The following is a 12184-nucleotide window of genomic DNA, read 5'->3' on the forward strand; positions in this document are numbered from 1 at the left end:
CAGGCTCCTCCAGGTAAAACCATATGGTATTTTTTCGAATCACACTGAAAATCAGTATATCTTGAGATCAAAGCTTTGTCAAAGGTATCTTGGAATGAAAAGAGGACCTTTGGGAAATCACTGTATGTAAAGGAGTGATTCCCATGATGATCAAAAAAGCGGCTGTCTGCGCTTTCATCTTTCTTGCAATATTGGCAGCCGCCATCTTAACGAATATACGTACGCATCCCGGATATCAACAAGACAACTCGACAACCAGAGTTTATCAAATTCAAGAAACCCCATGGTTCTTACCCCGAGAATACGTAAAAATCATTCGAACGTCACCCGAGCCCCTGCCGGATGAGCCCTAATTAAACAGGCATACGGCATTTATCCGTGAAACTGAATTTCTTTATTCTCCTTGCTTCGTTTATTTCTTCGAATTACCCATGAAATGATCAGAATGATGGCCAGCACCGCGACAATTCCCGCCGCATAATATCCATACCGGTCAATCAGGGCTCCAATATGATCGACGACCTGATCTCCGACAAACATGCCCAAAGAGAAATAACCGATGGTCCATACAAAGGACGCGGAATACGAATACACCGCAAATCTGCGATACGGCATCCCCTTCATGCCAACCGCATAAGGAGTGACGTTGCGCAGAATGGGCAAAAAAGCGCTGATACATATGGCGTAATTGCCATATTGACGGGTCAAACGTTCGGATACATCGAGAAACTGGCGTATCTTCGACTTTTCCCCTACACGGTTTAACAGCTTGCTCGCGGTAAAGCGGCTAAGCATGTAACCTACCGTCGATCCCGAACACACGCCAAGAAACGTCATGATAAAAGACGGAACCGGCGTTAAAATCTCGGATGCCGCTAACGCTCCGCCTGTCATTGCCACGACTTCATTAGGCACAGGAAGACCGACCAAGCCAAGGCACAATACGAGGAATAATGCGTAGTGCCCGATCTGTTCAATAAAATCTAATAGCGTATCCACTCCTGTCCCCCTAATCCGTCCCTAGAATATAGTATCAGCTTATATGACAACGTGGCTTTCGCAAACATGCTGCAGGCGAGGATATGAACTGGACCTGAGACCAGTTTTATTTATGGATCATGCCATTAGAGATTTTTAAATGCCGATATGAAAGAACCCGGATCATCCTTCACCGTGTAAGAATACACGCCTTGCTGGGTGTGCAAATATAAGAAACCACCGCCATCTCCCATAGGCCGATACGACAGATCAAAGACCTGCTTGATCGGGAACTCCCGGTATTTCGTTACGATTCGATCCTCGTACAGGAACATCTCCCGCCCCTGCTCTTCCGTCCGTTGTTCGATACCATCCACCACTCGGTTGATTTTGTAGTACGGCTGTACAGCTACCCAATTCACAAGCTCCCTCCTTGCTGTCTGTGCATTTTTATTTGGAAGATCGCACTTCCCCCTTCTTCTTTCTGCGGCTCTTGATTTGTTCCAGCAGCTCCAGCGCCCCAATAAAGAGTACGAATACAACGAAAAGCGCTATCGCCCGGCCGGGCTCGATCAGACCGGTAATCGACGCAACGATGCCGGTAATGCCTACAACAAGAATACCTATTACGGATAGTTTCCAACCTGTTAACATATGTATGCTCCTAAAGTAAACGTAATGGCCATCCATCGAGATCATGGCCCCATGATCAAACACTCGCTTGACACACACGGAATGTATCATAAAGAAGCCCCTAAATTCAAGTTATGATCTTCTCCAATTTCAATTGCCAACACGCATCACATTTGCCATAATTTACTCAGGAGAGAAATAATAAGCCGACCTCCGAACACCATAAAGAAGGAGGAACATGTAATGAACACAACAACCTGGATTCTGATTATTTTATTTGTTGCGGTGGATGTATGGATTATTTCTTATTTCGTGAAACGCTCGTTGCGTAAACACAGCGGTCAGCAGCTCCCAAAAGGCAATAAGCACGGACGCGGGAAGCTACCCGAGCTGCCGCCGATCGTCAAGGCAGGAAGCCCGGCGAGTGAGCTTGTCGGCAGACTGGAGGCTGCGCTCCCCTACACCTATCAGAACATGCTGAAGCAACGAGTGATGAGTGAGCATCCGAATCTGTCCGAACAGGAGTACGAATGGAGATGGCAGGAGCTTAAACGGTTCTTTATCATGTGCGCGGTGCTGGATCGTGTCCCGATGTTCAGCAAAGACGTGGATGAAGTATGGCATGAAATGCTGATGTATACATACGAGTACCAGCAATTCTCGGAACGCTTTCTTGGCAAAATGCTTCACCACGCTCCAAACACCGGAAGCGAGCATGTGCCTATTCCGAATGAACGTGCGTGGTTTGATACGGTATATGTACAATTATTCGGCTTCCATGAATACAGCGCCAAGCTATGGGGAGCTTTCTTCCGGGTCCCGCTGCCGCGCGAAGAACTGGAGGCCGTAACTTCCCGCCACTTCACCGTGAATCATGGACAGAAGCGCTTTAATGCCTGGACCTATGAGAAGATTCCTGCAGCCCGCACGGCGATTGATGCGATCATCCAGGATCTGCAGGATCGGGTTCGAACCGCCCAAGAGAAGCCGGCGCGACAAGAGAAGTCGGTCAATTTCCAAAATAGCGATATGCTCCTGGCAGCGGCCGTCTTTTTTGCCTGGAACGCACCGGAACAATTTGGTGACCACATGATCCCTGATGAGCGCGAGCTTCATAAAAATAACAGCAGCTCCTCATGCACCTACGCCTCGGCATGCGGGTCCGGCGGATCCGATTCGGGTGAAGGATCCTCAAGCGACGGATCTGGATCCTCTTGCAGCAGCGGTTCATCCTGCAGCAGCGGATCCTCTTGCGGGAGTGGCTGTGGCGGCGGCTGCAGCAGCTAAGTTACAAACTTTACGACAACGCCTGTTTATAATGAATCGAACAAAAGCATGGAACTGAGAATTCAGGCCCATGCTTTTTGTTTTATCCAGCGTTCAAACCCCGCCGTATACAGCTTGGCCTCGTCTCACCTTGATTTCACCAAACCTGAATCTCCTCTCCAAACGCGAAGTAACTCTCATTCTTAGCTGGATCTTTGACGAAATTAACCTGCATTGAAACAGGATCTTAACATGGGTTAAAATTTCAGTTCCTATAGGTACAAATGCCCGGCCCCCCTTTCCTCTACAACTACATCAAAAAAGCACCTGAACCCATTCTTCAAGGTTCAGATGCTTCTATTCTTATAATATAATTTAGGCTAACTAGTGGTTTGATGTGAGTACCAACCCGGAACGGGTTTGCGGTCCGACCTTACGCACGGAAACCTGGTTCCGCTCGGCCCAACGCGTGAGACTCCGAATTCCTTCACAATTCTTCTCTTCAAATTTAAAGCAGCAATACATCGGATTCACGTTCTTGTTCTTGAGGTTTATCTGGAATGCGGCTTTATGGCATCCGGAAACCTTGATCTCACGAATCTGATCGGCATGAATCTCTACGCCATTGATTGAAATCGTATCCGAATTCTCCTGAATATTCACTTCCCGTTTCACCAATCGGGCATACCCTTCAATTGCTAGTGCCGCAACAACAACGACATTCACCGCCATCTGCATATAGAATAGGACAGGATAGGAATATTGGGTCAAGGTAGCTACCTGAAACAGGATAATGCTAATGACAAAGGAAAATAAAATAACGTCTTTCATTCTCGTAGAGTAATGGATTGCGTATTTCATCATAATCAGCTCCGTTCATTCTGTAAGGGTTTTCATTTAACTCTTACCTTATTATAACACCATTGTACATAATTTTGACACATATCATTCACATTTTTGTCAAAAAATTATTTGCTTCGTTCCTTATCCTATGCTTATCCAACAAGCTGCGTGTCGTTCCTGGAACGATTCGTATACGGATTGTCTCCTAATAGCAAAAAAAGAGCATCCCGCCAGATCCAAGATCTTTTGGAACACCCTTAACTTCAACACTTATGTCTTTATTTGGTTAACGCTGTATTTCCTTCTTTCCGCCGAAACCTCTTCATCAGAACGGACACGGTATCAATAAGAGTAATGATCACGATGACGTAAATAAGACCATCTCTGGATCGATCCCAAATTGATTTTACGATGTCGTACGATTCACTTCCCGGTGTTACGAAACCCGTCTGTGCTAGCTGCTCCATGAAAGTCGGATTCCAAATCGCCATATCGGAGAACAGAATCACCGCAACGATAACGGAAGCAACGTTAAATATGACATGCATGACGGCAAGCTGCGGCGTCCACTTTCTTGTGATTAATTTCCTGGCTTCATTGAATATGCTGAAGGCGGTAAGAAGCCATATCAGCGGCAAATACTTGGCAAAGGCAGCCTGTTCAAACACCGGAATGGCGATCGAGTTTTCATCAAATCGATGAACACCGATCAGGTTAAGGGAAAACGTGAACAGGACGAAGAACAGCACGGAAAATAGAATGCCCAGCACCGGTTCGATCGGTTTAATCCGAACGGCTGGTTCCGGAATTACAGGCAAATCCGATGGTTTCCAAGCGTCCTTAGAAACTTGCCGAGCACCGCGATATTCGATATAGGCAAAAATAACGGTAACCCATGCGAACCCGTGAATAGCCACACTCAGCAAGGAGACAAAGTACTCCAGAAGCTTCTCGGCGGTAGGATCCGAGCTTGTAAAGAAATCAACCATGTACGCGATGCCAAGAGCGATGACGACCGAGTACAACACAATCCGCAGGACAGACCAATAACTGCCGATCAAACCGGGTCCAATGAGATACCGTTCTCTTCCTCTATATCTAGCTGCCATGTCTCCGGGTGGCCCGAGCTCGAGCAGCACCTGTTCCACATCTTCAGTCCTCGCAATCCCGACGCCTGCTCCCCTGTCTTCCAGCATATCTTCGATGAGTCCATGCAGTTCCTTTTCAATGTCGGCTCTTTGTGATTCGGGCAGCTTCTGCGTCACTGCATAAATATACCTGTTAATCAGATCCATTACTAAACATCCCCCTTGTCGTCAACAAGCCCATCAAGACTTGTCATCATATCTTTCCATTCATGGTAAAGCTGGCGATATATTTCTTTCCCTGTCTGACTTATGATGTAATATTTCCTCGGACGAGCTTCATTCGTATCCCACTCGCTATCCAGCAAGCCTTGTTTCTCCAACCGCCGCAGCAAGGGATACAGGGTACCCGCTTCCACGCTGATCCCCTTCTCCTGCAATATGGTCACCAAAGAGTATCCATACTGAGGTTCCGACAATTGGCTGAGGACACCAAGTATGATCGTTCCTCGCCGAAGCTCCTGCACCAAACTGTTCAGAATATCTTGATCCTCTGACATATCATCAACTCCTGTGATCATTATACTGTACGACACACACTAATGTATATAGACAATTAATAGTTATTTACAATTATTTTTTGATTATACTTGTTGTAAGGCTGCTAAACCAGGAAGCAGGCCGCGTGAAGACCTGCACTTTCATCTAAAAAAGGTTATCCTATGGCCGGGATTGTCCCAGGTCATAAGATAACCTTCTTAAATGCTCTCATCTCACAGCGATGTTGTTCCCTCATTCCATCGTCAAAACTGCGCTTCTCGAAATGCACTTCAAACCGAAAACATGTCAGTCCTTATCGTCCCTCAGGAACGAAGACTGACACGCTGCATGACTTTTTATCGTAAAATAACTACACGATTTCCTGCGGTTCCTTACCCAGTAGACCCAACAGACGGAGGCCGTACTGTATACCGTCTTGATCAACATCCCTGGTTATATGCCTGGCCGCCTTCTTGACGATTTCCGGCGCATTGCCCATCGCCACACCGTGGCCCACGTACGACAGCATCTCCAGATCATTCAGATAATCGCCAAAGGCAATCGTATCTTCCAGATCGATGTGCAGCAGCTGAATCAAGTGTTTGATCCCTTCGGCTTTGGATCCCCCGGACGGCAACACATCGATTCCATAAGGACCCCATCGAACGAAATCGAACCGGCCTGCAAAATTGTTCACGTAAGCCGCTTCCTCATCCTCCGTGCAGAATACAATGGCCTGATAAATATCTCTGCCCAAGTAATATTCCGGATCATATTCAGGGATCGTGAGTTTTAGTTCCCCCCAGCTGGAATCGATATGAACGTGCTCGGTTACGTTCATCTTCATGGCTTCACTGCCGGCATATATGATCGGATGATCAAACTCAACGGCCTGCTCCGTCAGCTTCTGCAAGGCATCTTGCGCCAATGGATTTCCATAGATCGGTTTGCCTTCATGAACCACATACTGACCGTTCATACAAACATAGGAATTGATACCGAGCTCCTCCCGCAGCTCTTCAAAATGATAGGGAGCGCGCCCTGTCGCTATAGCGACGATGTGCCCGGCATCCTTTAACTCCTGAATGGACTCTTTCGTTGTAGCCGGAACTTTCTTTTCATGATCCAGCAGCGTCCCGTCGATATCAAAAAATATGATTTTCTTATTCAATGAAACTCGCCCCTCTTCCGTAGATTCTAGCCAGTAACCATATTGTAAATGATGAAAAGCATTTCAGAGCAAGCCATTATTTCAGCAAGGTTGTTCGAACACATCCCGATAACGCATAAATAACCGCGCAGTAGCACGGTTTCTATGGTATTTCATATCGATGAATTCAAGATAACCCTCTCCATTAACATTAGCGTTGACAACAAAAGAGTCCGCCTTGTGCAGACGGACTTCTTCTATGGGCTTATTTCACTTCCGAGCGAACCTCATCGAGCATTTCATGGGCGCACCTTCATTCATATGCAAATGGTCTGTGACTTTCCTTTAGGCTTGCGCGGTTCGCTCGGCCGATTCGACGGTATGCTTCAGCAATGTAGCAATCGTAACGGGGCCGACACCTGCCGGTACCGGTGTAATCGCAGATGCCACCTTCGCGCAGGCTTCATAATCGCAGTCGCCGATATTCCCTTTATTGTAGCCGGCATCCAATACAACGGCACCCGGCTTAATCCAGCTCCCTTGAATGAAATTAGGTTTGCCTACGGCCGCAACCACGATATCCGCCTGGGACACAAGCTCCCCGAGGTTCTTCGTTCTCGAGTGGCAGATCGTAACGGTAGCATTGCGATTGAGCAGCATCATCGATACCGGCTTACCCAGAATCGGACTGCGTCCGACCACCACGGCATGCTTCCCTTCGATCGGCAGGTCATAATAATCCATAATCGCAATAATCGCGGCAGGCGTACAAGACGGATAATCGGCAAAACCAAACGCATTTTGCGAGAAACCGAGCGTGGTTACTCCATCCACGTCTTTTTCAATGGCAATGGCATCAAAAGCCGCCCGTTCATCGATATGATGCGGCACCGGATGCTGCAGCAGAATACCGTGGACATTCGGATCCTCGTTCAGCTCTTGTATCGCGGCGATCAGCTCCTCGGTCGAGGTCGATGTCTCCAGCACCACTTTCTTGGATATGATACCAAGCCGCTCGCAAGCATTTCCCTTCATCCGCACATAGGTCGCAGAAGCAGGATCATCGCCAACTAGAATCGTTGCCAGACAAGGCGTTATCTCGTGCTGCTTCAATTCCTGTACCTTCACCGCCAGCTTTGCCTTAATATCATCGGATACCTTTTTTCCATCCAAAATTACGGGTTCCTTACTCATGCTAATCCGCTCCTTCGCCATTGTATTAAAAACATAAAGAGGCAAGGCGACTGATCGTCTCCTTACCTCTTGCCCAGGCGTACGGCATATGATCCTATGTGCTCCCTCTTGGTACCCCAAGCTACGCCAGTAACACACAGATAACTTTTTTTAAATATACCACGACTTTGGACTTCGCGCTACCGGTCATGAAGTTCACGTATTAAATCGTAATCCTTTTGATTAATTTGCAAGAATCTAGTATGTTGCCGATGGTACAAGCATAGAATGTCTTAAGAACAATTCGCTCCAGGAGGCCTGAATGAAATATCCGGTAATCTTCAAAATGCTGCCCTTCATGATTCCGCTTGTCTTCGTGATACCGGTCTTGACGATATGGCTGCAGAACGATACAAGTCTAATATCTAGCCGTGACATACAGCAGGTAAAAACGGTTTTTACGGGCATTTTCCTTGAGGCGCTTCCATTTGTGCTGCTTGGAGTGCTGCTGTCGTCCCTTCTTCAGCTGTTCGTTAAAGAACAGTGGGTGCGTCGGATCACGCCCAAAAATCCGGTCATCGGCGTCCTGTTCGCTTCCATGCTGGGGATCGTGTTTCCCATCTGTGAATGCGGGATGATCCCGGTCGTCCGAAGGCTGATGCTTAAGGGGATGCCTGCCTACATCGCTGTAACCTTTATTCTCAGCGGACCTATCCTGAACCCCCTTGTGTTCGCTGCGACGATCATGGCCTTCCGTTCGCATCCCGAAGTGACGATCGGCCGGATGGGACTGGCTTTTGCAGTCGCGGTAACGGTAGGTTTGCTTGTCTATGTTTTTTCAAGGAACAACCCGCTCAAGCGTTCCTTACAAGAGTTTTCCGAACAAGATTCCGCCGCTGGTGAACGCAAACTGCACGAGCATCCCAAAACCTGGAGAAGCCTGTTTGTCCACGCCGGAGACGAATTGATCGAAATGGGCAAATACCTGGTTCTTGGCGCATTCCTGACAGCCTGCATCCAATCCTTCATTCCTAGAGAAGAGCTGCTGGCATTGGGGAACGGTCCCACCGCTTCTTACCTGTTCATGATGGGGTTTGCTTTCATTCTATCCCTCTGCTCGACTTCGGATGCATTTGTGGCATCGGCGTTCACGCACACCTTCACCGTAGGTCCACTCGTATCCTTCCTCGTGCTCGGCCCGATGCTGGATTTCAAAAGCTTGCTCATGCTGTCGGCTACCTTCAAGACTAAATTCGTCATCGGTTTAAGCCTGCTGGTGATGACGCTTGTCTTCATCGGCTCTGTAGCCGTCAACGCTCTTTTGGGTGGATAGCTGCCTAAGGATGAAAGATTGATGAAAAACCAAACGAGATTGCCGGGACCGTTTAGGATCATCAGGTATCCGCTTGAGATTGGAGGTGATTGGGAGGATGAAGTCCAGTTTGAGGATACGGATTCACTATACGCTCCGGTCGCTGCTTGTTGCGGCTCTCGCCGCTTATATCATGCATCTGAATGCTTCAGATTCGCTTGAATATTACCTAGCGCCTCATATGCAGACCCTACTGCTTCTCTGCCCGGTTCCGTTGTTGTTCATTGCATTCGGGATGATGTGGCATTCCCTTGCGGGCGATTCCGGAGAGGTGTGTGATTGCGAGCATCCCCTGCCTGCCGGCCTTGTCAAAAACGTAACGGTATACGGGTTATTCACGGTGCCGCTGCTGTTTGGCCTGCTCCTGCCGGACCAAGCCCTGGGCAGCGATATGGCAGCCAAAAAAGGAATGATCTACACCTATCCGAATCCCGATGTACGGCGTAAAACCGATGACCGCAACACGTCCGCCTTTTCAGGCACGGATAAGCGATTACCCGGCATGGATCAAGGAGCAGAAGAAAATATCGCTTTGAACGAACGATTCGTTGCCAAGGACATCTATAGTGTGGAGTTTGCAGAGCTTGCCAAGCGCTTATATACGCTGCCCGTCATTAAGGTGGAACCGGACATTTTCTCGGAAACCGTCGGGGCCATGGATATGTACAAAGAGCATTTTCAAGGAAAAACCATCTCGGTGCAAGGATTCGTCTTCCGCGACGGACATATGAATGAGGATACCTTTGCCGTCAGCCGATTCCTCGTGATGTGCTGCACGGCAGACGCCGTACCGTTCGGGGTTCTTGTGCGGGGCACGAATGCTGCGTCGTTCGCTAATGATACGTGGGTCCAGATTGATGGCACGATCCAGGTCGCCACCTTGAATGGTAAAGAGACGCTGCAAATTCAAGCGAAGCAGATTCAGCCGATCGAGCAGCCGGCATCCCCTTACATTTTCACGAATCCGGACTCCGTCGCGGAGTTTGACGAGCTGTATTCGAATGATAACGAGACCAAGGAGGAAATCAATTAATGAACAAGATACCCGTTGTATTGATTAGCGGATTTTTGGGAAGCGGCAAAACCACGCTGCTGCTCAGACTGCTGGAATATGCCGCCAAGCGGCAGTGGAGAACCGCCGTGCTTATGAATGAGATGGGCGAACAAGATGTGGATGGTGATACGGTCTCCAACCAAATCCCCGATCTTCCGATTGAGAAGCTGCTCGACGGATGCATCTGCTGCACCCGGCGAGACGAGCTGGGTCAAGCATTGCAAACCCTGTTAGATCAGAAGCCGGATCTCATATTCATCGAAACAACCGGCGTGGCGAATCCTGAACAGATTCTTGAGGATCTGCAGGATCCGTCCCTGGCTGATCGAATCTCAATCCAGCACAAAATTGCCTTGGCCGACTGCAGCAAATTTCTCGAGTACAACAGCTTCTTTGCATCCAGTCGTGAGCTGGTGCGTACCCTGCGGGGACAAATCAGCTTCGCGGATATGATCATCCTTAACAAGGCCGGGGACTGCGACGATAAACAGATCAACAAAGTCATGACCTCCATTAGAAAAATAAACACGACGGCAAGCCTGTCCGTAACCGACTACAGCCGTTTGGATGAAAATGAAGTGTTTTCGACGCTTCAGCTTCAGCTTGAGGCCTCTAAGGACCCGAGCCATTCGTTTCCAACTTCGCAATGGAAGCCAGGAGATCTTGCGGATCATTCGCAAGACAAACCGTTGACTGAAAATCACAGCAAGCATGCGCACCACAAGCCAGAGAGATCTGCCAATGACCACCATAGCCATCTGCACGGAGAAGAGTCCGGACACAGCAGCACATCCTTCACGGGCATGGATACCTTGACCTTATCTGCTCCATCCCCCTTCCCGCTTCAGTTGAGCGCGATCGAAACTTTTCTCGCTGCACTTGGCCCCAGCCTGATTCGGGCCAAAGGTTACATCCATCTCTCGACGGGTCCCTCTCTAGTTCAGTGGGCGGGATCAGAGCTTGAATGTAAGCCAAGCACGCTGCAGCTGCAACGCGGATATCTTACGCTGATCGGCCATCGTCTGGATAAAAATCGCATTATTCAGGAGTGGGAAAGCTTGCTCAGTGGCGTGGTACAATGACAGCTGAATGGATGGTTATAATTAGACAGAGATAAAGTAAAGGAGATCCTCGCAGGATCTCCTTTTTCGGTATTATTCTGATTAGTCCCTGGGATAATTCACTTCCATAATATCCATAAAGGGAACCTTCGTAATGACGCCATTTTCTTTCATGTGCACCTTCCCTGTGCGGGAGTCCATTTGATCGATTTGTCCGCGGACTGCTTCTTCCCATCCCCAGACCGTCAGTACGATGACCGATTCCTCCTGGTAAGCTTCCGTAAGCTGATTTCCGAGCTCTTCCAGTACAAACTCATCTCTAGTGGGTCTCTTTGGAACTTTTGCTTTTGCCATAACCTTGTCCTCCTGATTTATGTTGTTCATGCATTAGCATTACATTCTCCATGAAAAACTAATCATTCCTCAAACCTATGAATTAGGAATCTACTTCCTATTATACATGAAATCCGATTCAATTTTTTATGCAAAAGACTTGATTTTCAGAAAACAAAGGTATATGATTGACCCATCAAACATTGATGAGTCAATGAATTGAAGGGGGTCTTTATAATCGCTACGTGCCATACGGAAGACCTGCTGTACTTGCTAATGCATTTAAACAAGCATATTTCGACCCGGTTTGAACGATGTGCTGGAGTTAGTCCCAATCGACTCGAACTCCTATGCAAACTGACGGGGGGCCAAATTAGCCAATCGGATCTGCAGAAGGCTGTGTCTATTGATCCAGCTGCGGTGACCCGTCATGTTCAGCAGTTGGAAGCGGAAGGAATACTTCTCCGAACCAGATGCGAGAATGACAACCGGATTACGTTGGTTCAGCTAACTGAAGTGGGCACAAGTAGAGTAGCAGCGTTTAAGGCGGAGAAAGATCGCTTTATGGAGGAACTGCAGGCAGACCTCACGGAATCAGAACGACTTGCGTTTGTTCAAACGCTACAGAAGCTGAACAGCCAGATTCAACTAATGAAAGAACCAAGTAAGACCCATTAACTTATAGAGATTAAAGGA

Annotated in this window: 15 protein-coding genes and 1 riboswitch; of the genes, 6 read left to right on the plus strand and 9 right to left on the minus strand. The window is 48.1% G+C overall.

What is annotated here, in order from left to right; genetic code table 11:
- Nucleotides 1-143 precede the first annotated feature (143 nt).
- The gene (locus tag AC0VZ8_RS19915) at nucleotides 144-353 is read left to right on the plus strand and encodes a hypothetical protein (RefSeq protein ID WP_260065457.1); all 210 of its coding nucleotides are present in this window, start codon (nucleotides 144-146) and stop codon (nucleotides 351-353) included.
- A 19-nt stretch (nucleotides 354-372) separates the two neighbouring features.
- Here the strand turns inward: AC0VZ8_RS19915 and AC0VZ8_RS19920 are convergent, their stop codons facing one another.
- The 3 genes from AC0VZ8_RS19920 to AC0VZ8_RS19930 form a co-directional block, all read right to left on the minus strand.
- The gene (locus tag AC0VZ8_RS19920) at nucleotides 373-999 is read right to left on the minus strand and encodes a DedA family protein (RefSeq protein ID WP_071220366.1); all 627 of its coding nucleotides are present in this window, start codon (nucleotides 997-999) and stop codon (nucleotides 373-375) included.
- A gap of 125 nt (nucleotides 1000-1124) precedes the next feature.
- A complete protein-coding gene (locus tag AC0VZ8_RS19925) occupies nucleotides 1125-1400 on the minus strand; it encodes a hypothetical protein (RefSeq protein WP_071220365.1) in 276 nt (91 codons plus the stop codon).
- Between the two features lie 28 nt (nucleotides 1401-1428).
- Entirely contained in the window at nucleotides 1429-1632 is a 204-nt protein-coding gene (locus AC0VZ8_RS19930) for a hypothetical protein (RefSeq protein WP_475484173.1), read from the minus strand.
- A 222-nt stretch (nucleotides 1633-1854) separates the two neighbouring features.
- Between AC0VZ8_RS19930 and AC0VZ8_RS19935 the strand changes: the two genes are divergently transcribed.
- Nucleotides 1855-2898 (plus strand): glycine-rich domain-containing protein, encoded by a 1044-nt coding sequence (locus AC0VZ8_RS19935; RefSeq protein ID WP_475484174.1) that lies wholly within the window; start codon nucleotides 1855-1857, stop codon nucleotides 2896-2898.
- Between the two features lie 363 nt (nucleotides 2899-3261).
- On the opposite strand, the gene AC0VZ8_RS19940 is transcribed toward AC0VZ8_RS19935, so the two are convergent.
- From AC0VZ8_RS19940 to AC0VZ8_RS19960, 5 genes are all read right to left on the minus strand, one after another.
- Complete coding sequence (locus tag AC0VZ8_RS19940; RefSeq protein ID WP_475484175.1) at nucleotides 3262-3741, minus strand: hypothetical protein; 480 nt, start codon at nucleotides 3739-3741, stop codon at nucleotides 3262-3264.
- Between the two features lie 257 nt (nucleotides 3742-3998).
- Nucleotides 3999-5015, minus strand: a complete 1017-nt coding sequence (locus tag AC0VZ8_RS19945; RefSeq protein ID WP_475484176.1) for an HAAS signaling domain-containing protein — start codon at nucleotides 5013-5015, stop codon at nucleotides 3999-4001.
- A gap of 2 nt (nucleotides 5016-5017) precedes the next feature.
- Complete coding sequence (locus tag AC0VZ8_RS19950; protein ID WP_475484177.1) at nucleotides 5018-5365, minus strand: PadR family transcriptional regulator; 348 nt, start codon at nucleotides 5363-5365, stop codon at nucleotides 5018-5020.
- Nucleotides 5366-5715: 350 nt separating this feature from the next.
- A complete protein-coding gene (locus AC0VZ8_RS19955; protein ID WP_475484178.1) occupies nucleotides 5716-6516 on the minus strand; it encodes a Cof-type HAD-IIB family hydrolase in 801 nt (266 codons plus the stop codon).
- A 324-nt stretch (nucleotides 6517-6840) separates the two neighbouring features.
- Nucleotides 6841-7689, minus strand: a complete 849-nt coding sequence (locus AC0VZ8_RS19960) for a bifunctional 5,10-methylenetetrahydrofolate dehydrogenase/5,10-methenyltetrahydrofolate cyclohydrolase (protein ID WP_475484179.1) — start codon at nucleotides 7687-7689, stop codon at nucleotides 6841-6843.
- Nucleotides 7690-7753: 64 nt separating this feature from the next.
- Nucleotides 7754-7833, minus strand: a riboswitch (ZMP/ZTP riboswitch).
- Nucleotides 7834-7990: 157 nt separating this feature from the next.
- Here AC0VZ8_RS19960 and AC0VZ8_RS19965 point away from each other — a divergent pair.
- The 3 genes from AC0VZ8_RS19965 (at nucleotide 7991) to AC0VZ8_RS19975 (ending at nucleotide 11176) form a co-directional block, all read left to right on the plus strand.
- Nucleotides 7991-9001, plus strand: a complete 1011-nt coding sequence (locus AC0VZ8_RS19965; protein ID WP_475484180.1) for a permease — start codon at nucleotides 7991-7993, stop codon at nucleotides 8999-9001.
- A gap of 97 nt (nucleotides 9002-9098) precedes the next feature.
- Nucleotides 9099-10073 carry a TIGR03943 family putative permease subunit gene (locus AC0VZ8_RS19970; RefSeq protein WP_475484181.1) on the plus strand — a complete coding sequence of 325 codons (975 nt, stop codon included), beginning with the start codon at nucleotides 9099-9101 and terminating at the stop codon, nucleotides 10071-10073.
- The gene (locus AC0VZ8_RS19975; RefSeq protein WP_475484182.1) at nucleotides 10073-11176 is read left to right on the plus strand and encodes a CobW family GTP-binding protein; all 1104 of its coding nucleotides are present in this window, start codon (nucleotides 10073-10075) and stop codon (nucleotides 11174-11176) included. The genes AC0VZ8_RS19970 and AC0VZ8_RS19975 overlap by 1 nt, the downstream gene beginning before the upstream one ends.
- 81 nt (nucleotides 11177-11257) lie before the next feature.
- Here the strand turns inward: AC0VZ8_RS19975 and AC0VZ8_RS19980 are convergent, their stop codons facing one another.
- The gene (locus AC0VZ8_RS19980; RefSeq protein WP_113061102.1) at nucleotides 11258-11509 is read right to left on the minus strand and encodes a YolD-like family protein; all 252 of its coding nucleotides are present in this window, start codon (nucleotides 11507-11509) and stop codon (nucleotides 11258-11260) included.
- A 255-nt stretch (nucleotides 11510-11764) separates the two neighbouring features.
- Here AC0VZ8_RS19980 and AC0VZ8_RS19985 point away from each other — a divergent pair, with 255 nt between their 5' ends.
- The gene (locus AC0VZ8_RS19985) at nucleotides 11765-12166 is read left to right on the plus strand and encodes a MarR family winged helix-turn-helix transcriptional regulator (RefSeq protein ID WP_475487726.1); all 402 of its coding nucleotides are present in this window, start codon (nucleotides 11765-11767) and stop codon (nucleotides 12164-12166) included.
- The last annotated feature ends 18 nt before the right edge of the window (nucleotides 12167-12184 follow it).

This window comes from Paenibacillus sp. QJM3NY_38 (genome assembly GCF_056173265.1).